Genomic DNA, 23,789 nt, shown 5'->3' with positions numbered 1-23,789 from the left:
CGCGCAACAGGGGAAAATGGAACAGGCGTGCTGCGGGCCGACGCAATCCTTGCCTTGCTGGACAGCCGCTCGTTCAGCTCGATCTGGTTCTGGCTATTGGTCATGTTGGCCTGGTCACTGGCCGGGCGGCGAGTGCTGGGCGTGCCCCAGGACGTGATTTCCGCAGTCGAGCGCCCCGCGCCCGCGAACCCCGACGATCCGGCGGCGATCATGCTGCTGGACTGGTTGTCACTGACCCTGCCGCGGTGGCGCTTGCGTCCACGCGAAGGCGCGGTGCTGGTCGGTGTCGCGGCCTTCCTGTTCAGTGGCCTGGCCATCCTGGGTTTCGGATATGGCCTGGAAATGGCGCAGGCGCTGCTGTTGCTGGCCCTGCCTTTCGCCGCGATCTTCGGGCTCGAGATGCGGCTGGCCGGCCGACTGCGGGCGCTGTTGCAGCAAGCCGAGGCGGGGATGGCGCCGAATGTCGCAGGGGCCGAGGCCGCCCGATTGATGCAGCGCCACCGCCTGCTGGTGCTGGCGCTGTCTGTGCTGGCCGTGACGGTCATCGCCTTTTATGCGGCGCTGTGGATGATCCTGAACCCGTTTCCCTTCTAACCCGCGCTTGACTTCGGCGGCGCCGACTTTACCTGAACCCGCATGTCGTCAAAACCCGAACACCTGATCCTTTCCGGCGCGCCCGAGGGCATGGACGCCGCCCTGATCGCGCGCGAGCTGCAGCGCGGCCAGCCCGTCATCCATGTCGCGCGCGATGATCGGCGCATGGCGGCGATGCGCGCTGCCCTGGGCTTTTTCGCGCCGACCGCTGTCGTGCTGGAGTTTCCGGCCTGGGATACGACCCCTTACGACCGTGTCTCGCCCGCGGCCGAGGTGATGGCGGCGCGGATGGCCGTGCTGAACGCGCTGGCGCATCAGGCGCTGCGCGGCCCGTTTGTGCTGCTGACCACGCTGTCGGCGGCGATGCAGCGGGTGCCGCCCCGCAAGGCCCTGCGCAATGCGGGGTTTTCGGCCCGGGTGGGCAGCCGCATGGACGAAGCGGCCTTGCGCGCATTTCTGACGCGCATGGGATTTTCCCAGGCGCCCACCGTGACCGAACCGGGCGACTATGCGCTGCGCGGTGGCATCATCGACATCTATCCACCCGGTGACACCGGCCCTATCAGGTTGGATCTGTTCGGCGACGTTCTGGAAGGCGCGCGCCGATTTGACGTGGAATCACAGCGTTCCATCGAAAAGCTTGATAAAGTCGAGCTCGCCCCCATGTCCGAGGTGATCCTGGACGAGGCTGCGATCACCCGTTTTCGCCAGAATTATCGGGCAGAATACGGTGGCGGCGCGAATGATCCCCTGTATGAGGGCATCAGCGCCGGGCGCAAGATGGCCGGGATGGAACATTGGCTGCCGTGGTTCCACGATGGGCTGGAAAGCCTGTTCGACTATCTGCCCGAGGCGTCGCTGGTGCTGGACGATCACATCGACCAGGTGCGCGCGGCGCGCAGCCATACCATTGCCGAGCAGTTCGATGCCCGGTGCGAGGCGCTGCGCCGCAAGGGCGGCGCGGATAATGTCTATCGCCCGGTTCCTCCGGGCGAGATGTTCCCGGATGAGGCGGAATGGAACGAATGGCTTGACCGCCATCGCGTCCTGCGCCTGTCGGTGCTGGCGAGGCCGCCTGGTCCCGGGGTGCTGGATGCCGGCGGCCGGCCAGGTCGCAATTTCGCGCCCGAACGTCAGGCAGAAAATACAAATCTGTTCAGATCGTTATCCGATCACGTCAGAAAACTTCAAACATCGCATCGCGTCGTCATTGCCAGCTTTTCCGAAGGTGCGCGCGAACGCTTGGCCGGGCTTTTGGCCGATGAAGGCTTGACCGGCGTAAAGCCGATTGCCGATCTGCGCGATCTGCCGGCGCAACCTGGCGCGGTGGGTCTGGCGATCTGGCCGCTAGAGGAAGGCTTCGTCTCGCAAGGCAGCGCCACCGGTCCGCTCGCGGTGATCTCGGAACAGGATGTGCTGGGTGACCGGCTGATCCGCGGCGCCAGAAAAAGGCGCAAGGCGGAAAACTTTCTGCGAGACACCACGTCGCTGACGCCGGGCGATCTGATCGTGCATGTGGAACACGGCATCGGTCGCTACACCGGGCTGGAAACGGTCAAGGCGCTGGGTGTGCCGCATGATTGTGTGGCACTGGAATACGCCGGTGGTGACCGGTTGTATCTTCCGGTCGAGAATATCGAACTGCTCAGCCGCTATGGCCATGAGGAAGGTTTGCTGGATCGGCTGGGCGGCGGCGCCTGGCAGGCGCGAAAGGCCCGGCTGAAAGAGCGCATCAAGCTGATCGCCGACCGCCTGATGCGGGTTGCTGCCGAGCGCATGTTGCGAGCTGCTCCGATCCTTGAGCCCGAACATCACGAGATCGAAAGTTTTGCCGCCCGCTTTCCCTATACGGAAACCGAGGACCAGGCCGCGGCCATCGCTGATGTCGCCGAGGATCTTGCTGCCGGTCGGCCGATGGACCGGCTGGTGGTCGGCGATGTGGGCTTTGGCAAGACCGAGGTGGCGATGCGCGCCGCCTTCATCGCTGCCTCGCAGGGGCGGCAGGTGGCGGTGGTGGCGCCGACGACGTTGCTGGCGCGCCAGCATTTCCGCACCTTTGCTGAACGCTTTCGCGGCACCGCGATCACTGTGCGGCCGCTGTCACGCTTTGTCAGCGCCAAGGATGCCGCTGAAACCCGCAAGGGTCTGGCCGAGGGCACGGTCGATATCGTCGTCGGCACCCATGCCGTCCTGGCCAAGCAGATCAGGTTCAAGAACCTGGGGCTGCTGATCGTGGACGAAGAACAGCATTTCGGCGTGGCCCACAAGGAGCGGCTGAAGGAACTGCGCAGCGACATCCATGTGCTGACGCTGACGGCCACCCCGATACCGCGCACCTTGCAATTGTCGTTGTCGGGCGTCCGCGACCTGTCGGTCATCGGCACGCCGCCGGTCGATCGGCTGTCGATCCGCACCTATGTCTCGGAATTCGACAGCGTGACCATCCGCGAGGCGCTGCTGCGCGAGAAATATCGCGGCGGGCAAAGCTTTTTCGTGGTGCCGCGCCTGGCGGACCTACCCGAGATCGAGCAATGGCTGCGCGAGCATGTTCCCGAGGTCACTTTCATCGTGGCCCACGGGCAGCTGGCTGCCGGCGATCTGGATAGCCGCATGAACGCCTTTTACGATCGCGGGGCGGATGTGCTGCTGGCGACGACGATCGTCGAATCGGGGCTGGACATCCCGACGGCGAACACGATGGTGGTCTGGCGTGCCGACATGTTCGGTCTGGCGCAGCTTTACCAGATTCGCGGGCGTGTCGGCCGCTCAAAAACTCGCGCCTACTGCTATCTGACGACCAAGCCGCGGGTGCCGCTGACCCCGCAAGCCATGCGGCGGCTGAAATTTCTGGGCGCCATCGACAGCCTGGGGGCAGGGTTCAACCTGGCCTCGCAGGATCTGGACCTGCGCGGCGCGGGTAATCTGCTGGGCGAGGAACAGTCGGGTCACATCAAGGAAGTCGGGTTTGAACTGTATCAGGCGATGCTCGAGGAAACCATCGCCAAGCTGAAAGCCGGGGAGATCGAGGGCACGCCCGAAGACGATTGGGCGCCGCAGCTTAACCTGGGCGTGCCGGTGACGATTCCGGAGGCCTATGTGCCGGATCTGGACGTGCGGCTGGGGCTTTATCGTCGTCTGGCCGAGCTGACCACCAAGGTCGAGCTGGAAGGTTTTGCGGCCGAGTTGATCGACCGTTTCGGGCCGCTGCCGCGAGAGGTGAATACGCTGCTTCTGGTGATCCGCATCAAGGCCATGGCCAAGCGCGCCAATATCGCGCGGCTGGATGTGGGGCCCAAGGGCGCCACCGTTCAGTTCCACCAGGACAAGTTTCCAAACCCGGCCGGCCTTGTCGAATTCCTGCAGGACCAGCGCGGTCAGGCCAAGGTCAGCGACAATCGCATCATCATTCGTCGCGACTGGCCCGGAGAGGGCGATCGCATCAAGGGTGCCTTCGCGATTGCCAAGGATCTGGCGGCCAAGCTGAAGGATGCGAAGGCGCGGGGCTGACGACGCCGCGATGCTCATAGGATCTGGGAAAAACACAGGGCGGCGCTTTGGCACCGCCCTGTGTCATTCGTGTGGCGATCAGTCCGCCGTCAGCAGTGGCGGTTTCGAGTTGCTGATCCTGGGCGTTTCCGGCCCGGCGATGTCGAAAACGGGCTTGTCGTTCTCGATCCGCACGCGGACCACGCCGCCCTTGGTCAGGCGTCCGAACAGCAGTTCCTCGGCCAGGGGCTTCTTGATGGTTTCCTGGATCACCCGGCCCAGCGGTCGTGCGCCCATCTTTTCGTCATAGCCTTTTTCGGCGAGCCATTCGGCGGCTTCCGGGCTGAGCTCGATATGCACGCCGCGGTCGATCAGCTGGGCTTCCAGTTGCAGCACGAATTTCTCGACCACATGCACCACGACCTCGCGCGACAGCGGCGCGAAGCTGATGATCGCGTCCAGCCGGTTGCGGAATTCGGGCGTGAAGGTGCGTTCGATGGCGGCTGTATCCTCGCCCTCGCGCCGGTCGCGGCCGAAGCCGAAGGCGGCGCGCGCCTGATCGGCGGCGCCTGCGTTCGAGGTCATGATCAGGATGACATTGCGGAAATCAACCTGACGGCCGTTGTGGTCGGTCAGTTTGCCGTGATCCATCACCTGCAACAGGATGTTGTAGACATCCGGATGCGCCTTTTCGATTTCGTCCAGCAACAGCACGCAATGCGGGTGCTGATCGACGCCGTCGGTCAGCAGGCCGCCCTGGTCAAAGCCCACATAGCCGGGCGGCGCCCCGATCAGTCGGCTGACTGCGTGCTTTTCCATGTATTCCGACATGTCAAAGCGCAGCAACTCCACCCCCAGGGTCGAAGCAAGCTGTTTGGCGACCTCGGTCTTGCCGACGCCGGTCGGGCCGGCAAACAGGTAGTTGCCGATCGGCTTTTCGGGTTCGCGCAGGCCGGCGCGCGCCAGCTTGATCGCCGAAGCCAGCGCCTCGATTGCGGCATCCTGACCAAAGACCAGCCTTTTCAGCGTCGCCTCAAGATCGCGCAGAACTGCGGCGTCGTCCTTTGAGACGTTCTTGGGCGGGATGCGGGCGATCTTGGCGACAACCGCCTCGATCTCTCGCGGGCCGATGGTCTTGCGCCGCTTGCTTTCCGCGACCAGATGCTGGGCAGCGCCGGCTTCGTCGATCACGTCGATGGCGCTGTCAGGCAGCTTGCGGTCGTTGATATAACGCGAGGCCAGTTCGACGGCCGAACGGATCGCGTCATTTGTGTAGCGCAGATCGTGGTGCTTTTCGAAGCTGGGTTTCAGCCCCATCAGGATCTTGATGGCATCGGGCACGGTGGGTTCGTTCACGTCGATTTTCTGGAAGCGGCGCGAGAGCGCGCGATCCTTTTCGAAATGCTGACGGAACTCCTTGTAGGTGGTCGAGCCCATGCAGCGCAGCTTGCCGCCGGCAAGCGCGGGCTTGAGCAGGTTCGACGCATCCATCGCACCGCCCGAGGTCGCGCCGGCCCCGATCACCGTGTGGATTTCGTCGATGAACAGGATGGCGTCGTGATGCTCCTCCAGCTCCTTGACCACGGCCTTCAACCGCTCTTCAAAATCGCCGCGATAGCGGGTGCCGGCCAGCAAGGCACCCATGTCCAGCGAATAGATGGTCGAGCCCGCAAGAACCTCGGGCGTCTCGCCCCGCGTGATCTTCAGCGCCAGCCCTTCGGCAATCGCCGTCTTGCCCACGCCGGGATCGCCCACCAGCAGCGGGTTGTTCTTGCGACGGCGGCACAGCACCTGGATGCAGCGTTCGACCTCGTCGGCGCGGCCTATCAGGGGATCGACCTCGCCCTTGGCGGCTTTCTTGTTCAAGTCGACGCAATATTTCGCCAGCGCGGATTCATCCTTGGGCACCGGCTGTTCGGACTGGGCCTGTTCGCCGCGCTGTTCGGCGCCTTGCACCGGGCGATTTTCAGAGAAAGACGGGTTCTTGGCCACGCCATGCGCAATGAAGTTCACCGCGTCATAGCGCGTCATGTCCAGTTCCTGCAGGAAGAACGCAGCGTTCGATTCCCGCTCGGCGAAAATGGCGACCAGGACGTTTGCGCCCGTCACCTCGGTTCGGCCCGAGCTTTGCACATGGATCGCCGCGCGCTGGATGACGCGTTGAAATGCGGCGGTGGGCACAGCCTCGGAGCCCTCGACATCGGTGATCAGGGTCGACAGATCGTCCTCGATGAACTCGACCAGCATGCGGCGCAATTCTTCCAGATCGACGTTGCAGGCCCGCATGACCTTCACGGCGTCCGGCTCTTCTGTCAGCGCCAGCAAGAGATGTTCAAGCGTCGCCAGTTCGTGGCGATGCTCATTGGCCAGCGCAAGCGCGGAATGGATGGCCTGTTCCAGCGTGGTCGAAAAGGACGGCACTTCTAGCTCCTGTCAGTCGGCTGGCGGTATGGGCCGCCATATCTAGCGATCCACCTGACCAGACTGTCATGATACAGTTAAGAATCGGTGGATTTCTGCGCAATTCAAGCGGTATTTGCTGCGCTCCGTGCCGAAACCATGGCTGCTGGATCAGATGTGATAATTTGGCGCCTATATTTCAAGCAAGGCGCCGCGGGCGGCCACGCGGACGTGATTTCGCCAGTGTCGGCGCGTCTGCGGAGGCGACTCAGAACCTGTCCTTCATCGCGCGCAGCGCGGCAAAGACCTCGACTTCGGGACGGCCTGCAAGGCCAAGCCTGTCGCGCAACTCCGCAACCCGCAGAAATGGGTTGGTGGCACGTTCTTCCGCGATGGTTGAGGGTGCGCAGGGACGTTCGCCGCGGGAAATCGCCTGCAATCGGCCTTGCAGGGCAGGGTTGTCGGGATCGACTGACAGGGCGAAGGCACCGTTGCCACGGCAATAGTCGTGCCCCGAGCCCAACTGCGTATGTCCAGGCAATGCGGCAAGGCGCGCGAGCGTGTCCCACATGGTCTGCGCATCGCCTTCGAACAGCCTGCCGCAGCCCAGGGCCATGAGGCTGTCCCCAGTGAACAGCATCGCAGACGTCGGCAGGTGGTAGGCGACATGGCCGATCGTATGTCCGTCCGCCGCAATGACATCGGCGCGCTCGCCACAAAGATCGAAGCTGTCGCCCGGCTGCAGCGCCAGATCCAGCCGGGGCAAGCGCGCGGCATCCTGGATATTGCCCACCACGCGGGCGCCTGTGCCGGATGTCAGTTCAGCCACGGCCTGGACGTGATCTGCATGGTGATGGGTCAGGGCGATCATGTCGAGACCCCATCCGCGGGCCTGCAATTCGGCCAGGATCGGAGCGGCCTCGGGGGCGTCGATCAGCGCCGTCCGGCCATGCCCATGCAGCAGCCAGGCGTAATTGTCCTGAAGGCAGCGAACGGGAACGAGTTGCAGCGGCATTGGCAAATTCCTTTCCATGACGCAGTCTGGCGGGTCAGAGGCCAGGACGCAATGCATCACGACGTTCACGATCTGCGCAAGTTCTACTACTCCCGTGCCATGGGCCGGGTGGTCCAGCGCGTGCTGCGCGATCGGCTGATCAGCATGTGGCCGCCCGAATTGACGCAGGGTATGACCGTGCTTGGTTATGGCTTCGCAGCGCCGTTGCTGCGGCCCTATCTGACAAGGGCGCGGCGTGTCAGTGCGCTGATGCCCGGGCCGCAGGGCGTGATGGCCTGGCCTGCGGGGCTGCCCAATTGTTCGGTGTTGTGCGAGGAACTTGCCTGGCCGGTCGATACCGGCAGCGTGGATCGGCTGGTGCTGCTGCACGCGTTGGAGACCGCCGATCAGCCGGCTGCGCTGATGGACGAATGCTGGCGCGTGCTGGGTCCGGGCGGTCGCATGTTGATCATGGTGCCGAACCGCGCCGGGCTTTGGGCACGATCCGAAACGACCCCTTTCGGATTCGGCCGAAGCTATACGGCAGGTCAGCTCGAGGCGCAGGCGCGAGCCGCCGGATTCGTGGCCGAGCGCACGGGTGCGGCGCTTTATACCCCGCCTTTCGATCGGCGATTCTGGCTGCGCAGTGCGCAGATGTGGGAACGCATCGGTCTGCGCGTCAGTCAGGTGCTGGTGGCGGGCGTGGTATTGATCGAATTCAGCAAGCATGTTCCGGCACCGATCGGGCGCGGGCGCCGGGTCAGCGTGCCAAGCCCGCTGGATGTGCTGGAAGGGATCGCGCGGCCGCGCCCGGCAGGGCAGGGCGCGGGCCGGATCGCGCGTGATCCAAGCTGACGATCGCAGCGTCCTCGCAGCCGCCTGATGCGAGGCTGCAAGGTCTGATCCGGGCGCGTGGCGCGCGGTTCACGCTCTTGGCACCATGTCGTGATTTTTCCGTGCGCAAGGCGGTTGCGGCAGTGACAATCACCTGCTAAGGACGCCGCAGATTTCGGGATGCCCTGGTCTTGATGACAGGGGCCGCCCTGTTGAACCGCGCTCCGTGTCAGACCGTCCTTTCGGGCGGCCCGTCTGCGGGGCTTGCGCTAACCGGAAGGATGACCGTGGCCAACTCCGCTTCGATTTCCGCTGATATTGCCGGGCGCTACGCGCAGGCTTTGTTCGATCTGGTCCGGGCGTCGGGCGGCATCGATGCGCTGGCCACCCAGGTGGATGACCTGGCAGCGGCCTATGACGCCAGTGCGGATCTGCGTCAGCTGACCGTTTCGCCCCTTTACAACCGCCAGCAGCAGGATGCCGCCATCGGCGCTCTGGCCGCCAAGATGGGGCTGTCGCCCGAGCTGGCCAACACCCTGCGGCTGATGGCTCGCAACCGCCGGCTGTTTGCCCTGCCGCAATTCCTGACCAAGCTGCGCGGCCTGATCGCTGATGCGCGCGGCGAGGTCACGGCCGATGTGGTCAGCGTCCAGGCGCTGAGCGATGCGCAGAAATCCCGCCTGGCCGAGACCCTGTCCGCCAAATCGGGCAAGAAGGTCAAACTGAACGCGCGCGTCGATGAAAGCCTCATCGGCGGCATGATCGTAAAACTGGGCTCGCAGATGATCGACAGCTCGATCCGCTCGAAGCTCGCCTCCCTGCAGAATGTCATGAAAGAGGTCGGATAATGGGAATCCAGGCTGCCGAGATTTCGGCGATCCTGAAGGATCAGATCAAGAATTTCGGTCAGGACGCCGAAGTGGCCGAGGTCGGCCAGGTGCTGTCGGTCGGCGACGGCATCGCGCGCGTCTACGGTCTGGACAAGGTTCAGGCCGGCGAGATGGTGGAATTCCCCGGCGGCATTCGCGGCATGGCGCTGAACCTTGAAACCGACAACGTCGGTATCGTGATCTTCGGCGACGACCGCGACATCAAGGAAGGCGATACCGTCAAGCGCACCGGCGCCATCGTGGAGGTTCCGACCGGCAAGGGCCTGTTGGGCCGCGTGGTCGACGCGCTGGGCAACCCCATCGACGGCAAGGGCCCGATCGAAAACCCGATCATGGCGGTGGCCGACGTCAAGGCGCCCGGCATCATGCCGCGCAAATCGGTGCATGAGCCGATGGCCACCGGCCTGAAATCCGTCGACGCGATGATTCCCGTCGGCCGTGGCCAGCGCGAGCTGATTATCGGCGACCGTCAGACCGGCAAGACCGCCATCGCGCTGGACACCATCCTGAACCAGCAGAACTACAACGGCCGCGAAGCCGACGGCATGAAGACCCTGCACTGCATCTATGTCGCGGTGGGTCAGAAACGTTCGACCGTGGCACAGCTGGTCAAGAAGCTGGAAGAAACCGGTGCCATGGCCTATACCACCGTGGTCGCCGCGACCGCTTCGGACCCGGCGCCGATGCAGTATCTGGCGCCCTATTCGGCGACCGCCATGGGCGAATATTTCCGCGACAACGGCATGGATGCGCTGATCATCTATGACGACCTGTCCAAACAGGCCGTGGCCTATCGCCAGATGTCGCTGCTGCTGCGCCGTCCGCCGGGGCGCGAAGCCTATCCGGGCGACGTGTTCTACCTGCACTCGCGCCTGCTCGAACGTTCGGCCAAGCTGAACGAGGCCAATGGCGCCGGCTCGCTTACCGCGCTGCCGATCATCGAAACCCAGGCGGGTGACGTGTCGGCCTATATCCCGACCAACGTGATCTCGATCACCGATGGCCAGATCTTCCTGGAGACCGAACTGTTCTTCCAGGGCATCCGCCCGGCCGTGAACACCGGTCTGTCGGTGTCGCGCGTGGGCTCTGCCGCCCAGACCAAGGCGATGAAGTCGGTTGCCGGCCCGGTCAAGCTGGAACTGGCGCAGTATCGCGAGATGGCCGCATTCGCGCAGTTTGGCTCGGACCTGGACGCCGCCACGCAAAAGCTGCTGAACCGCGGGGCACGCCTGACCGAACTGATGAAGCAGCCGCAGTATTCGCCGCTGACCAACGCCGAGATCGTCATTGTCATCTATGCCGGCACCAAGGGTTATCTGGACAATATTCCGGTCGCCGAAGTGACCAAGTGGGAGCAGGGCCTGATCCAGTATCTGCGCAACCAGAAAGCCGATCTGCTTGACGACATGACCAGGAACGACCGCAAGGTGGCGGGCGAGCTTGAGGATGCGATCAAGGCTGCGCTGGACGGTTACGCCAAGACCTACGCCTGAGAGGAGGGATAGATGCCCAGCCTCAAGGATCTCAAGAACCGGATCGGCAGCGTCAAGAACACGCGCAAGATCACCAAGGCGATGCAGATGGTCGCCGCCGCGAAACTGCGCCGGGCGCAGGACGCGGCCGAGGCCGCGCGTCCCTATGCCGACCGCATGGCCGCCGTCATGGCCGGACTGACCGCTGCGGCGGCCGGTTCGGACATGGCGCCGCGATTGCTGGCCGGAACCGGCGAGGATCGTCGGCATCTTCTGGTGGTGATGACCTCCGAGCGGGGGCTTGCCGGCGGGTTCAACTCGTCCATCGTCAAGCTGGCGCGTCAGCGCATCGCCGAACTGCAAGCCCAGGGCAAGCAGGTCGCGATCCTGACGGTCGGCAAGAAGGGGCGCGAGCAGCTCAAGCGGGAATATGGTGCGCTGTTCGTGCATCACGTCGATCTCAGCGAGGTCAAGCGCATCGGCTATGACAATGCCCGCGAGATCGCCGACCAGATTCTGGACCGTTTCGACGCTGGCGAGTTCGATGTCGCGACGCTGTTCTACAACCGGTTCGAATCGGTGATCAGCCAGGTGCCGACCGCGCGCCAGGTTATCCCCGCCGTGATCGAGGAAGGCGCCGCCGGCGCCTCGTCGCTTTACGATTACGAGCCGGACGAGGGCGCGATCCTGAACGACCTGCTGCCGCGCTCTGTCGCCACGCAGGTGTTTGCGGCACTGCTTGAAAACGCCGCGTCCGAGCAGGGTGCACGGATGACCGCCATGGACAATGCCACCCGCAACGCGGGCGACATGATCGACCGGCTGACGACCGAGTACAACCGCTCGCGTCAAGCCGCGATCACCAAGGAACTGATTGAAATCATCTCGGGCGCAGAGGCGCTCTGACACGTAGAGGTTAAACACATGGCAGAGGCCAAAGGAAAAATCACGCAGGTGATCGGCGCTGTCGTCGACGTGCAGTTCGACGGTCATCTTCCCGCGATTCTGAACGCTCTGGAAACCGAGAACAATGGCAAGCGCCTGGTGCTGGAAGTTGCCCAGCACCTGGGTGAAAACACCGTGCGCACCATCGCCATGGACGCAACCGAAGGTCTGGTTCGTGGCCTGCCGGTGCGCGATACCGGTGCACCGATCACGGTTCCCGTTGGCGACGCCACGCTGGGTCGCATCCTGAACGTCGTCGGCGAGCCGGTGGACGAGGGCGCGCCGCTGAACGTCACCGAAAAGCGTGCGATCCATCAGCCGGCGCCCGACTTCGCCCAGCAGGCTACCGCGTCGGAAATCCTGGTCACCGGCATCAAGGTCATCGACCTGCTGGCCCCCTATTCCAAGGGCGGCAAGATCGGCCTGTTCGGTGGCGCCGGCGTGGGCAAGACGGTTCTGATCATGGAACTGATCAACAACATCGCCAAGGTGCACTCGGGTTATTCGGTTTTCGCCGGCGTGGGTGAACGGACCCGTGAAGGCAACGACCTCTATCACGAGATGGTGGAATCGGGCGTTATCAAGCCGGACAATCTGGCCGAATCGCAGGTGGCCCTGGTCTATGGCCAGATGAACGAGCCCCCCGGGGCGCGGATGCGCGTGGCGCTGACCGGCCTGACGCTGGCCGAACAGTTCCGCGACGCGACCGGCACCGACGTGCTGTTCTTTGTCGACAACATCTTCCGCTTTACTCAGGCGGGTTCCGAGGTGTCGGCGCTGCTGGGTCGCATCCCGTCGGCCGTGGGCTATCAGCCGACGCTGGCCACCGACATGGGCGCGATGCAGGAACGCATTACCTCGACCAAGAACGGCTCGATCACCTCGATTCAGGCCGTCTATGTGCCGGCCGACGACCTGACCGACCCGGCGCCCGCGACCACCTTTGCGCACCTGGACGCCACGACCGTGCTGTCGCGTGCGATTTCGGAGCTGGGGATCTATCCGGCGGTGGACCCGCTCGACTCGAACTCGCGGATCCTCGACCCCGCGATCGTCGGCGAAGAGCATTACAACGTCGCGCGTGCGGTTCAGGGCATCCTGCAGAAATACAAGTCGCTGCAGGACATCATCGCCATTCTGGGCATGGACGAACTGTCCGAAGAGGACAAGCTGACCGTGGCCCGCGCCCGCAAGATCCAGCGTTTCCTGTCGCAGCCTTTCGACGTGGCGAAGGTGTTCACCGGTTCGGACGGGGTGCAGGTGCCGCTGGAAGAAACGATCAAGTCCTTCAAGGCGGTGGTGAACGGCGAATACGATCATCTGCCTGAAGCTGCCTTCTACATGGTGGGCGGCATCGAGGATGTGAAAGCCAAGGCGCAGCGTCTTGCCGCTGACGCGGCGTAAGGGGGCGACATGGCCGACACGATGCAGTTCGACCTGGTGTCACCGGAACGGAACCTGGTTTCCGTCCCGGTGCGCGAGGTGCGCCTGCCCGGCGCCGAGGGCGATCTGACGGCGATGCCCGGCCATGCGCCGGCCATCGTTAACCTGCGCCCGGGGCTGGTCACGGTGATCGCGGCCGATGGGTCGGAAACGCAGTTTGCGGTGACCGGCGGATTCGCCGAAATCAACAACGAATCGGTTAGCCTGCTGGCCGAACGTGGACATCCGCGCGCTGAGATGACCCAAGAAGTCTTTAACGAGATGATGGCTCAGGCGCATCGCCGCGTGCAGGCTGCCAAAGAGCGGGAATCGGCCGGTGAAGAGATCGTCGCCGCAGCCGTGAAGCTGCTGGCCGACATGGAAGCCCTGGGCACCCATATCGGTCTGGATCCGAACCACGCCAATTTTCCGCACTAGCCCCTTGGTATGACAGTTTGAGACAAAGCCCCGGAATTCCGGGGCTTTATCATTTTCCCGTTTTCCGTTCATATGGTTGCCAGGGGGGATCTGCGTGCAGCGGTATTCACATGCGGCAATCGGTGTCCAACAGGGCGCTACAGACATGTTCTCGGCCTTCGAGGACGGCGGTCCGATGTGGACGGGGGAGGGGCCGCGCGTGGCTTCGGTTGATGTGCGATTCGACGAAAGCTTTCTGGCACCGCCGGTCGTGCATGTCGGTTTGAACATGTGGGACATCGATCGCCATGCCAATCAGCGCGCGGATATCCAGGCGGTGAATGTGGGTTTCGACGGTTTCACACTGCAGTTCCGCACCTGGGGCGATACCCGTGTAGCCAGGGTGCGCGCCTCTTGGCTGGCCATTGGCCCGGTCCCGCATCTGGACGATTGGGACGTGGACTAGCCGGACCTAGCCCTGGGCACGGTCAAGGTTGATGCCGATGATTTCGGCGACCTGCTTGGGATGGGTGATCGGCAACATATGTCCGGCCCCGGGCACGACAGCGCGCCCGACATCCGCCAGCCGCGCGGCCAGTGCATCGGCGATGGCGGCGATGACCGCCGGCGAATCCTGTCCCATGACGATCATCACTGGTGCGTCGATGTTTTCCAGCCCGTTCGGTCGCAGCAAATGGGCGGTATCTTCGCGCAGAACCGGATTTGAGTCGGCAACCAGGGTCACCTGACGCGCCAGACGGGCGCGGCCGGCCGGGCTTTGCCCCTGCCAGTCCAGGCCGCCCCAGGTGTCCAGAAAGATGCGCGCGGCGTCCTCGGCCCGGCCGTGCTTCAGGTGGTCCAGGACATGGCGCATCACCGCGTCCTGCAAGGGATCGGGTGCCGCGGCGAACAGCACCGGCTCGATCAGTGTCAGGCTGCGCACGGCCTCGGGCGCGGCAATGGCGATGCGCAGGGCGACGGTTGCGCCCATGCTGTGGCCGATCAGATCCATCGGCCGGTCGATCAATGCGGCAACCTCTCGGGTGACGTGGGTATGATAGTCGGGCGGGGGTCCAGCCCATTCGGGACTGTCGCCGTGGCCTGGCATGTCGGGCGCGGTGATGCGGACCCTGTCTGCCAGCGCCCGGGCAATGGGTTGCCAATAGGCGCCGCTGCCCATCATGCAGTGCAGCGCCAGAGCCGGTCGGTCCACAACCCCCGGCCATTGCCGCAGATGCAGCGCGCTCATGCTTCGGCCAGGTGTCGGTCCAGGAATTCCAGCCGGTCCTGGCCCCAGAAGCACTGCCCGGTCGCCGGCACATGATAGAACGGCACACCGAAGGCGCCGGCCTCGACCGCCTGATCAAGGTTCCGTCCATAGGTTTCGGCGCCGATGAACAACCCCTTGTCCACAAGTGCCGGGTCAAAGTCGTTCTGCGCCAACCGGTCGCGGATCACCGCGTCGTCGGAAATGTCCAGATCTTCGGCCCAGACGGCGCGCAGCAGTGACTGCACCAGCCCGGCCAAGTCGCCGCCGCCCGCCGCCTGCGCCGCGATCACCGCATAGGACGAAGGCGCGCTGTTCACGGGAAATGCCGCCGGACGCGGATTTAGCGGCATCTGCAGGTAATCGGCCCAACGGATCAGCTCCTGATTGCGATAGGCCAGGCGGTTCGGGTGACGCTGCGCTTGCCGCTGCCCACCGGTGCGATCCAGCAGCTGCAGCACATCCAGCGGCTTGTAGGTGATGCTGGCGCCGTGCCGCTGGGCGATCCGTTCCAGCCGGTCGCCGGCCAGATAGCAAAAGGGGCTGATTGTGCCCAGGTAATAGTCGATATGCGCCATCACTGCGTCCTCGGGGTTTGCGGGCAGGCTAGCTTGCTGATAAGCGGGGCGCAATCACACGAATCCATCGGAGCAGCCATGCCGGCCATGACCGAACCCAAGCTGATCGCGGGCAATGCCAATCGTCCGCTGGCCAATGCCATCGCGCGCCGCATGTCGATGCATCGCGGCATGAACGTCGCCCCGATCGAGGCCCGGGTCGAACGTTTCAATGACCAGGAAATCTTTGTCGAGGTTTACGAGAACGTCCGCGGCGAGGACATGTTCATCATCCAGCCGACATCGAACCCGGCAAATGACAACCTGATGGAACTGCTGATCATGACCGACGCGCTGAAGCGATCGTCGGCCGATCGCATCACCGCCGTGATCCCCTATTTCGGCTATGCCCGCCAGGATCGCCGGGCCAAGGCACGCACGCCGATCAGCGCCAAGCTGGTGGCGAACCTGCTGACCCAGGCCGGCGTCGACCGGGTTCTGACGCTGGATCTGCACGCGGCCCAGATCCAGGGCTTTTTCGACATTCCGGTGGACAACCTTTATGCGGCGCCGGTCTTCGCGCTGGACATCATGCACCACTTCCGCGACCGGCTGTCGGACCTGATGGTGATCTCGCCCGACGTGGGCGGTGTCGCGCGGGCGCGCGAGCTGGCGCAGCGCATCGGTGCGCCGCTGGCCATCGTCGACAAGCGTCGCGAAAAACCTGGCGAAGTGGCCGAAATGACCGTGATCGGCGATGTCACCGGCAAGACCTGCATCATCGTTGATGACATCTGCGATACCGCCGGCACCCTGGTCAAGGCGGCCCAGGTGCTGACCGAACATGGCGCGGTCGAGGTGCATGCCTATATCACCCATGGCGTCCTGTCCGGCCCGGCGGTCGAGCGGGTGCAGAACTCGGTGATGAAATCGCTGGTCATCACCGATTCGATCGAGCCGACGGACAAGGTGCGCAACGCCACCAACATCCGCATCGTGCCGACCGCGCCGATGTTCGCGCAGGCGATCCTGAATATCTGGAACGGCACCTCGGTCAGTTCGTTGTTCGAGGTCGATACCCTGGGGCCGATCTACGAAGGGCTCTATTCGACCGTCTGACCCGCAAGGTCAGCGTGCGGTATCCTTGGCCCCGCGCTTTGCGGGGCCTTTTCGTCAGCAACTACAGGAACCGCGAAAATTCGATCTTTGCGCAGCGATCCTCGATCACCGTCAGGCCGCGGGCGCGGGCCCGATTCGCAGCTGGCGGGTGGCTGATGCCCAACTGCATCCAGATCACCCGCAGACATGGCATCTCAAGTGCGGCATCAACGATTTCGGGAACGGCCTCCGGGCGGCGAAAGATGTCGACCATGTCCACCCTGCAATCGGCCGGGACCGCGCGCAGATCGGCATAGACGATCTCGTCCAGAATGGTTTGCCCGGCGTGCTGCGGGTTGACCGGAATCACGCGAAAGCCCTGAGATTTCAGATATCGCGCCACGCCCCAAGCCGGGCGGGATTCATTCGTTGACAGTCCCACCATGGCGATGCAGCGCGTATTGCGCGCGATCCGGGCGATGTCCTCATCGATCAGTGAGGGGCCGAGATCGCGAAGAATGGCTAGCGTCATGAGATCCTCCCCAAGTCTCACGCAAGGTGACAGATAAAAAGCGCCCGGTCCAGTGTTGTGGCCGGGCGCAAGTGCGGAACGAGGGACAGTGATCTGAACATGACCGTTCCGTGGTCACGTTCGCTAAATAAATGGGAAGTGTTGCGATAAAGTTCCACCCCCCCTTTGAGAAAAAAGTTGAAATTTTATTGATGCAGCCGCATCCACATCTGTTTTGCCTGCATCAGAATGCCCTGAGGGTCGGCCAGCAGTCGTTTGCGTGCCTGTTCCGAGCGCACCAGATAGGTGCGCTGGCCGATGACGACGAAATAGCGGGGGTTGCCGGGCTCGGACCGGCCCTCGGACAGGGCGACCACGCACAGGCCGTCCAGGCCCGGTGCATAGGCTTTGGGATTGGCTTCAAACAGGTTGCGGTTGTGTTCCGTGGCAAAATGCCACGCCTCGCCGCGCCAGACCGTGACCAGGTCGCTGCGGCCCGGAACCGCGGCATTGTCGGTGCCGTAGGACACCGGGTCCATGCCGTCCAGTGCCCAGTTCTGCGCCAGGGCAGCGGGCGCAGACAGACACAGGATCAGGCAAGGCAATATCGGGCGAATCATCGGCGGCACTGGGCTGGGGCTATGCAGGGGCATGTGGCAAATCGCCGGTGCATTCTCAACCAGGGGGACCGGTTTCTATCGCCGATGTGATGCCGCCGTGCAATGCTGTGAGGCGGCGTAAAGCGCCACCGCGGCCGCGTTGGACACGTTCAGCGATCCGAAATCGGCGGCAAAGGGGATGCGCACGATCCGGTCGCAGGTTTCGCGCGTGCGCTCGCGCAGGCCCGGGCCCTCGGCGCCCAGAACCAGACACAGCGCGCGATCGGACAGTTCGGACAGCGCTTGCGGCAGCAGCGATTCGCCAGTGCCGTCGAGGCCCAGAACGGTATAGCCCATCGCCTTCAGCTCGATCAGACTGTCGGCCAGGTTGGTCACGCGCAGATAGGGTTGCCGTTCCAATGCGCCCGAGGCGGTCTTGGCCAGGGCCCCGGTTTCGGGCGCGCTGTGGCGGGCGGGTGCGATCACGGCGCGGGCACCGAAAACCTCGGCCGACCGCAGGATGGCGCCGACATTGTGCGGGTCGGTGACGCGGTCCAGCGCCACCAGCAGCGGCCGCCCCTCGCCGGTCAGGGCGATGTCGGCCAGCTTGCCCCAGGACAGCGGCTTGACCTCCAGCGCGGCGCCCTGATGAACGCTGTCGGGCGCCAGCGGCACCTGGCGGTCGAATGTGCGGGCATCGGTGATTTCGGGGGTGATGCCGGCGGGCAGGGGGCCCAGGCGGTCCAGCGCATTCTGCGTCACCACCAGACGCAGCTTGTGCCGGCGAGGGTTGCCCAGCGCATCGCGCACCGCATGCAGGCCGAACAGCCACACCGTTTCCGCTGCTGCGGCGCGGCGGGCGCGTTCCTTGTCGATGACCCAACTAGGTTTTCTGGATTTCTGCGTTTTTTCGGCCATGTCACTTTCCCGCTTTGCGCCCCCCTGCGCAGAATTTGCGACCAATTGCAACCGCACCGAGGCCGGAACCAGAATGACAACTGGTGGTGCAGATTTCCACCGATCTGCGCTTGACGACGCCAACCGGGGCGGATAATCACCGCCCCACACGCCGAAAGCGTTCGGCGGGCGACGTGCTGCAAGGTGCGGCAGCGGACTGTAACTCCGCCGGGGAGACCCATGCCTGGTTCGATTCCAGGGTCGCCCACCATTCCAATCTGAAAACACTCGGTTTTTCGTGGAAGCGGTGGCTTTCAACCGATGGGCGTAAGACACCGCACCCCCAGGCAATGCCTTTTCGCATGAATGGGGGCAGGTCGTAATCACCGATTGCGCATAGGCCGCCACAGCGCAAGCGATCCGGTCTCAAGGCGCGGGTAATATCGCCCGGTAGAAGAAGGCAAGACCGCGTTCGGGGTGGGGATCGGGCTTTGGCTTGCGTCGAACGCTTCTGGAGGTCACCCGGACCATGGACCCGCCACCTTCGGCGGGGCGAACAGGCGGATTGGCAGGAATGATGCGGGAAAGCATCCTGCACCCGCTCTGACGTTTGAGGCAGCACACCGGCTGTCCGGCAGATCAGCAGCCGTGCGGTTCCGGAAACGGTAAATCGTCAAAGTTGCGTAAGCAGCCACTTGCGGAATATTACCAGTGCGGCTGATGGCTTGCGGTCCGACGGAACCGAGAACCAGTAGCTGCACGGGGATTTGTAACTCAGGCCGCCTGCATTCACCAACTGCCCCGAAGCCAATTCATTTTCGATAAGCTGAGGCGGCACAAGGGCCAACCCTTGACCCAGAATTATCGCGCGCAATACCAGGGTATAGTATTCGAAGCGGACGATATTCCGCGGCTGCAAATCCGGCCGGCCGTGCCATTCGGCCAGATGCGCCCAATGCAGCGGTGTGCCAGGGTGCTCGAAAAAAGTCCCTCGGGCAAAATCCTCAATCGTTTCAGCGCCTTCCAACCTTTCAAGATACGCAGGCGCGCATACCAGAAAAACATCCTGTCCGAACATGCGCAGGGTGTCGGTTCCGGGAAGGGGGTCGGGACCGAAATGAAAGGTGGCATCCGGCTGTTCGGGGGAATGGGTTGCAGAAAAGGTCGTGTGCTGGATTTCGATCTCGGGGTATCGCTGATTGAAATCGGCAATGCGGGGCAATAGCCAGCGATCTCCGAATATCGGCAGAACCTTCAGCCGCAGGCGATGCGGATCCGCCTGCAGGCGTGCAGCGCGAAACGCCGCATCCTCCATGGCCTTCACGGCGATACGGGCTTGCTCGATGTAAATCTTTCCCAGCTCCGAAGGCATCAATCCAGTCTGCTGGCGATGGAAAACCTTCGCCCCCAGGATGCCTTCAAGCGTCAGCAACTGCTTGCTGACGGCACTTTGCGACATGTGCAGGCTTTCGGCGGCAGCTGTGGTGGAACCGCGCTCGGACAGGGCAAGCAACACGCGCAGTGCCGTCATCGACGGCATCGGAACAGCTGGTTGGCGCAACAGCGAACACCCCGGGAAAGCAAGTCGCTTTCGTCATAACGTTAGCGATTCTTTGCGTTTGCGCAAGCGCCGCTTCATGCACGACAAATCGCGGCAACCAGAAATCCGCCAACGGAGGTTCACATGCGTTGTGTCGCGAATGTGGTGGAATTTGCCAAGCAGCGCGCTCCGGGCATGTAACGTTGGCTCCGGTCAGGCCGCGAGGTCAAGAGGCATCGGCACGAGAGGCTGAGAGAGGGTTTCCCAGCCATCGACTTTTCGCATCTGGATCTGCCCTGACGCCAGGAGCGCCCATAGCAGCATCGGCACGGTTTCAGCGCAGGGCAGCACGGTCTGGGTCTTGATCCGGCGCCGGAATTCCTCGTTCAGGCGCTCGATGGCATTGGTGGTCCGTGCGGATTTCCATTGTGAAGGATCGAGGCGCGTGAAGCTGAAGAGCCGGTCACCTGCTTCCTCCAGGCTATCGGCCACGGCCCGGCACTTCAGCTTCCACTTCCGCAGGAAAGCCTTGCGACGCTTCTCGATCTCGGCGGCGGTGTCGGCGTAGATCATGTCGCGGTAGTCTTCGCTCAACTCGTCGTGCAGGCGCTTGGGGGCGTGGCCGAGCAGGTTACGGTGCTTGTGAACCGTGCAGCGCTGGATCGGCAGGTCCTCGCCCCAGAGCGCCACAAGCGCGGCCTCAAGGCCGGGGGCACCATCAACGATCACGAACTCGGGCCGTCTGAGGCCCCGCGCATCCAGGTCGGCGAGGAAGCTGCCCCAGGCAGCCGTGCTTTCGCCGCCCATGTTCCTGATCGAGAGGAGCACCTTTTGCCCGTCGCGCCGCACGCCGATCGCCGCCAGCACCGAAATGTTGGTGGCCTTGCGGTCCAGCCGGGTCTTGATGACGGTGCCGTCGAGAATGAGCCGCACGATCTCTTCGCCGGTCAGGTCGCGGGCGGACCAGGCGTCCCAGTCGACCTTCACCTTGCGCCAGGCCCGGCTGACGACATCCTTGCTCACGGCGCCTTCGAATAAGCCGAACAGCGCCCGCTTGACCCGGCGCGTGTTGGTGCCAGCCAGGTAGACCGCTGCGATCAGTGCCTCGGCCCTCTTCGTCAGCCGCTTGTAGCGTGGCAGGGCCTTCGAGCGCCATTCGCTGATCTTGCCGGCCTCGTCCTCGATCCGGGCACGAGGAACCCGCACCGTCTCAGTGCCGAATGTGCCGGTCAGCTGTCGGTCGCGATGCCCGTGGCGGTAGCCCCTGGACCGCTCGTTGCCGCGGCCGTAACGAAGCCGACCAAGAAAGTCGGCAAGTTCCTCTTCGAACATGGCCTCAATGGTGGCCCGGACATTCGCCCGCAGGCGATCCTCGATCGGATCATACCCGCCTGCCTCGGGCAGTAGCGAAAAGGACGAGTTGTCGATATTCTGCTTCATGGCGTGATCTCCCTGGCGGTTGCAGCCGCCGGTTGGGTGGGTGTTGGTTCACCCGGAGATTACGCCACCAGCCAATTTCTACCACTTCCGAGACACGACCTTCACATGGCCGGTCAGGCTAAACTGCTTTGGGGAGGGCGCTTCGCCAGCGGTCCGTCACCCGAGCTGGTTGCGTTGTCGCGTTCGCACCCGTCCTACTTTCGCCTTTCGCCCGAGGATCTGGCAGGCTCGCGCGCTCATGCTCGTGAGTTGGCCCGCGCCGGGGTTCTGACAGAGTCTGAGCGCGACCGCATACTGGATGCGCTCGATGCCATCGACGCAGATGTCTCGGCGGGTCGCGAAACGCCCGGCGAGGCGGACGAGGATGTCCATACCTTTCACGAGCGTCTGCTGGTCGAACGCCTGGGCGCACTTGGCGGCAAGCTACGTGCCGGACGGTCGCGCAACGATCAGACCGCGAACAACACCCGTCTATATCTGCGTCGCAAGGCGCGTGAATTGTCGGGACTGGTCTTGCAGGTGCAAGACGCGCTGGCGGCGCAAGCAAATGCTCATGTCGATACGCTGATGCCGGGTTTCACGCATCTGCAACCCGCTCAGCCCGTGTCGCTGGGCCATCATCTGATGGCACATGCCCAGTCGCTTAGCCGCGACATTTCCCGTTTCATCGATTGGGATCGCCGGTTTGACCAGGCGCCGCTTGGCGCCGCGGCGCTGGCAGGCTCGGCCTTCGCCTGCGACAGCAGGGCTTCGGCCGCCGATCTGGGCTATTCTGCACCTTGCGAAAACTCGATCGACGCCGTGGCCAGCCGCGACGCGGTGGCAGAGTTCCTGTTCATTACCGCCATGCTGGGCGTGAATCTGTCGCGACTGTCCGAAGAGATCTGCATCTGGGCATCGCGCCAATTCGCCTGGATCAGGCTGGATGACGGATATTCGACCGGCTCGTCGATCATGCCGCAGAAAAAGAACCCGGACATCGCGGAACTGACGCGCGGCATGTCGGGCACGATGATTGGCAGCCTGACGGGCATGCTGGCAACCTTGAAGGCCATGCCTTTGGCCTACAATCGCGATCTTGCCGAGGACAAGCGCAACCTGTTTGAAACCATCGACCTGCTGGAGCTTATCCTGCCCGCCTTTGCCGGCATGATCGAAACGCTGAAATTCGACGCCGAGCGCATGGCGGCTGACACGCCGCGGGGCTTCACTCTGGCGACAGAGGTGGCCGACTGGCTGGTGCGCCAAGGCATCCCATTTGCCAGAGCCCATGACATTTCGGGCGCAACGGTGCGTTACTGCGAGGCTCGCAACATGGAACTGGATGGGCTGACAGAGGCAGATTTGCCTGCAATCGATGCAGCCTTGGCCCCGGGCGTGCTGGAAACGATCGATCCGGCCCGTGCTATCGCATCGCGTCGTGGCCATGGCAGCACGGCCCCCGATCGGGTGCGCGAACAGCTTGCTGCCTTCGCCAGAACTTGCGCCATGCAAAAGGAATGGGCGAACCGCTTGCCACGGGGGGCGGCCTTGTCGCGAGAGCAGGGGGTGCCGGCATGAGCCAGACCATCACCCTGCCGCAATCCAGTCGCGACGCGCATGACATTGCGCATCTGGAACTGGTTCCGCGCAGATACCTGGGTCGCAAGATATCTGCCGCCGTGGTCCTTGTGCTGGTGGCGCTGCTGGTTCGTGCCTTCGTTCTGGGTCAGATCGAGTGGAACGTCGTAGGTCAGTATCTCTTTGCGCCGCAGATCGTGAAGGCGATCTGGAACACCCTGCTGATGACAGCCTGCGCCATGTCACTGGGCATATTCCTGGGCGTCGTCATCGCGATCATGCGCATCTCGGGCAACCCGGTCCTCGAAAAGATCGCACTGGTCTATATCTGGATCTTCCGGGGGGCACCGGCTCTGGTGCAGCTGCTGTTGTGGTTCAACCTGGCCCTGATCTTTCCGACCATCGGAATCCCCGGCCTGTTCGAGGTGAATACCGTCGATGTGATGACCCCTTTTGTGGCCGCGCTGATCGGTCTGGGCATCCAGCAGGGCGCATACACGTCCGAGGTGGTGCGCAGTGGCCTTCTGTCAGTCGATCAGGGGCAGTATGAGGCGGCAAAGACCATCGGCATGACCAGCATGCAAACGCTGCGTCGCATCGTGCTGCCGCAGGCCATGCGCGTCATGGTGCCGCCGGTCGGGAATGAGGTGATCAGCATGGTCAAGCTGACTTCGCTGGCCTCGGTGATCCAGTATTCCGAGATCCTGCACGCATCGCAGGTGATCTATTACGCCAATACCCGCGTGCTTGAACTGCTGCTGGTCGCCAGCTTCTGGTACCTGGTCATCGTCACCGTGCTTTCGCTGATCCAGTCCCGGATCGAAAGATACTATGCACGCGGCACCCGCCGCACAACCTTGTAAGGG

At 63.6% G+C, this 23,789-nt stretch carries 21 protein-coding genes and 1 tRNA gene; 13 read left to right on the top strand and 9 right to left on the bottom strand.

The features are described from left to right. The first annotated feature begins 27 nt into the window (after nt 1–27). Nucleotides 28–594 (top strand): hypothetical protein, encoded by a 567-nt coding sequence (locus GB880_RS13075; protein ID WP_263467183.1) that lies wholly within the window; start codon nt 28–30, stop codon nt 592–594. 42 nt (nt 595–636) lie between these two features. Further along, nucleotides 637–4,101 carry a transcription-repair coupling factor gene (gene mfd / locus GB880_RS13070; RefSeq protein ID WP_154493046.1) on the top strand — a complete coding sequence of 1,155 codons (3,465 nt, stop codon included), beginning with the start codon at nt 637–639 and terminating at the stop codon, nt 4,099–4,101. A gap of 78 nt (nt 4,102–4,179) precedes the next feature. Here the strand turns inward: mfd and clpA are convergent, their stop codons facing one another. Together clpA and gloB are read right to left on the bottom strand one after the other, a co-directional pair. Further along, nucleotides 4,180–6,501 carry an ATP-dependent Clp protease ATP-binding subunit ClpA gene (gene clpA / locus GB880_RS13065; RefSeq protein ID WP_263467182.1) on the bottom strand — a complete coding sequence of 774 codons (2,322 nt, stop codon included), beginning with the start codon at nt 6,499–6,501 and terminating at the stop codon, nt 4,180–4,182. Nucleotides 6,502–6,748: 247 nt separating this feature from the next. Continuing rightward, nucleotides 6,749–7,495 (bottom strand): hydroxyacylglutathione hydrolase, encoded by a 747-nt coding sequence (gene gloB / locus GB880_RS13060; RefSeq protein ID WP_154493044.1) that lies wholly within the window; start codon nt 7,493–7,495, stop codon nt 6,749–6,751. 51 nt (nt 7,496–7,546) lie between these two features. Between gloB and GB880_RS13055 the strand changes: the two genes are divergently transcribed. From GB880_RS13055 to GB880_RS13025, 7 genes are all read left to right on the top strand, one after another. Further along, nucleotides 7,547–8,329: a class I SAM-dependent methyltransferase gene (locus tag GB880_RS13055; RefSeq protein WP_154493042.1), complete on the top strand. Its 783-nt coding sequence runs from the start codon at nt 7,547–7,549 to the stop codon at nt 8,327–8,329. Nucleotides 8,330–8,589: 260 nt separating this feature from the next. Next, on the top strand, nt 8,590–9,156 hold the full coding sequence (locus tag GB880_RS13050; protein WP_154493040.1) for a F0F1 ATP synthase subunit delta: 567 nt from the start codon (nt 8,590–8,592) through the stop codon (nt 9,154–9,156). Then, on the top strand, nt 9,156–10,691 hold the full coding sequence (gene atpA, locus GB880_RS13045; RefSeq protein ID WP_154493038.1) for a F0F1 ATP synthase subunit alpha: 1,536 nt from the start codon (nt 9,156–9,158) through the stop codon (nt 10,689–10,691). Before GB880_RS13050 ends, atpA begins: the two co-directional genes overlap by 1 nt. A 12-nt stretch (nt 10,692–10,703) precedes the next feature. Beyond that, nucleotides 10,704–11,576 carry a F0F1 ATP synthase subunit gamma gene (locus GB880_RS13040; RefSeq protein WP_154493036.1) on the top strand — a complete coding sequence of 291 codons (873 nt, stop codon included), beginning with the start codon at nt 10,704–10,706 and terminating at the stop codon, nt 11,574–11,576. 18 nt (nt 11,577–11,594) lie between these two features. Then, nucleotides 11,595–13,019: a F0F1 ATP synthase subunit beta gene (gene atpD, locus GB880_RS13035; RefSeq protein ID WP_154493034.1), complete on the top strand. Its 1,425-nt coding sequence runs from the start codon at nt 11,595–11,597 to the stop codon at nt 13,017–13,019. A 9-nt stretch (nt 13,020–13,028) separates the two neighbouring features. Beyond that, nucleotides 13,029–13,475, top strand: a complete 447-nt coding sequence (locus tag GB880_RS13030) for a F0F1 ATP synthase subunit epsilon (RefSeq protein ID WP_154493032.1) — start codon at nt 13,029–13,031, stop codon at nt 13,473–13,475. A 199-nt stretch (nt 13,476–13,674) separates the two neighbouring features. Continuing rightward, complete coding sequence (locus tag GB880_RS13025) at nt 13,675–13,920, top strand: H-type lectin domain-containing protein (RefSeq protein WP_327077747.1); 246 nt, start codon at nt 13,675–13,677, stop codon at nt 13,918–13,920. 6 nt (nt 13,921–13,926) lie between these two features. Here GB880_RS13025 and GB880_RS13020 read toward each other — a convergent pair whose 3' ends face one another. Together GB880_RS13020 and GB880_RS13015 are read right to left on the bottom strand one after the other, a co-directional pair. Then, nucleotides 13,927–14,703 (bottom strand): alpha/beta fold hydrolase, encoded by a 777-nt coding sequence (locus tag GB880_RS13020; RefSeq protein WP_154493028.1) that lies wholly within the window; start codon nt 14,701–14,703, stop codon nt 13,927–13,929. Then, a complete protein-coding gene (locus GB880_RS13015) occupies nt 14,700–15,299 on the bottom strand; it encodes a 2-hydroxychromene-2-carboxylate isomerase (protein ID WP_154493026.1) in 600 nt (199 codons plus the stop codon). Before GB880_RS13015 ends, GB880_RS13020 begins: the two co-directional genes overlap by 4 nt. Nucleotides 15,300–15,377: 78 nt before the next feature. Here GB880_RS13015 and GB880_RS13010 point away from each other — a divergent pair, with 78 nt between their 5' ends. Further along, nucleotides 15,378–16,397 (top strand): ribose-phosphate pyrophosphokinase, encoded by a 1,020-nt coding sequence (locus tag GB880_RS13010; protein ID WP_154493024.1) that lies wholly within the window; start codon nt 15,378–15,380, stop codon nt 16,395–16,397. 61 nt (nt 16,398–16,458) lie between these two features. Here GB880_RS13010 and GB880_RS13005 read toward each other — a convergent pair whose 3' ends face one another. The 3 genes from GB880_RS13005 to rlmB all read right to left on the bottom strand — a co-directional run bounded on the left by GB880_RS13005 (nt 16,459) and on the right by rlmB (nt 18,404). After that, nucleotides 16,459–16,908: a CoA-binding protein gene (locus GB880_RS13005; protein WP_154493022.1), complete on the bottom strand. Its 450-nt coding sequence runs from the start codon at nt 16,906–16,908 to the stop codon at nt 16,459–16,461. Between the two features lie 185 nt (nt 16,909–17,093). Continuing rightward, a complete protein-coding gene (locus tag GB880_RS13000; protein WP_154493020.1) occupies nt 17,094–17,507 on the bottom strand; it encodes a YHS domain-containing (seleno)protein in 414 nt (137 codons plus the stop codon). 75 nt (nt 17,508–17,582) lie between these two features. After that, nucleotides 17,583–18,404 (bottom strand): 23S rRNA (guanosine(2251)-2'-O)-methyltransferase RlmB, encoded by an 822-nt coding sequence (rlmB, locus tag GB880_RS12995; RefSeq protein ID WP_154493018.1) that lies wholly within the window; start codon nt 18,402–18,404, stop codon nt 17,583–17,585. Between the two features lie 166 nt (nt 18,405–18,570). Between rlmB and GB880_RS12990 the strand changes: the two genes are divergently transcribed. Then, a tRNA-Tyr gene (locus GB880_RS12990) sits at nt 18,571–18,654 on the top strand. 402 nt (nt 18,655–19,056) lie between these two features. Here the strand turns inward: GB880_RS12990 and GB880_RS12985 are convergent. Together GB880_RS12985 and GB880_RS12980 are read right to left on the bottom strand one after the other, a co-directional pair. Next, nucleotides 19,057–19,923, bottom strand: coding sequence for a LysR substrate-binding domain-containing protein (locus tag GB880_RS12985; protein ID WP_154493016.1), 867 nt, complete (start codon nt 19,921–19,923; stop codon nt 19,057–19,059). A gap of 213 nt (nt 19,924–20,136) precedes the next feature. After that, complete coding sequence (locus GB880_RS12980; RefSeq protein WP_154494635.1) at nt 20,137–21,363, bottom strand: IS256 family transposase; 1,227 nt, start codon at nt 21,361–21,363, stop codon at nt 20,137–20,139. Nucleotides 21,364–21,537: 174 nt separating this feature from the next. On the opposite strand from GB880_RS12980, the gene argH reads away from it, so the two are divergent. After that, complete coding sequence (gene argH, locus GB880_RS12975; RefSeq protein ID WP_229774464.1) at nt 21,538–22,923, top strand: argininosuccinate lyase; 1,386 nt, start codon at nt 21,538–21,540, stop codon at nt 22,921–22,923. After that, nucleotides 22,920–23,786: an amino acid ABC transporter permease gene (locus tag GB880_RS12970; RefSeq protein ID WP_154494278.1), complete on the top strand. Its 867-nt coding sequence runs from the start codon at nt 22,920–22,922 to the stop codon at nt 23,784–23,786. Before argH ends, GB880_RS12970 begins: the two co-directional genes overlap by 4 nt. The last annotated feature ends 3 nt before the right edge of the window (nt 23,787–23,789 follow it).

This window comes from Paracoccus sp. SMMA_5_TC, from assembly GCF_009696685.2.
Classification (GTDB): domain Bacteria; phylum Pseudomonadota; class Alphaproteobacteria; order Rhodobacterales; family Rhodobacteraceae; genus Paracoccus.
This window is presented reverse-complemented; position numbering and strand designations above follow the sequence as displayed.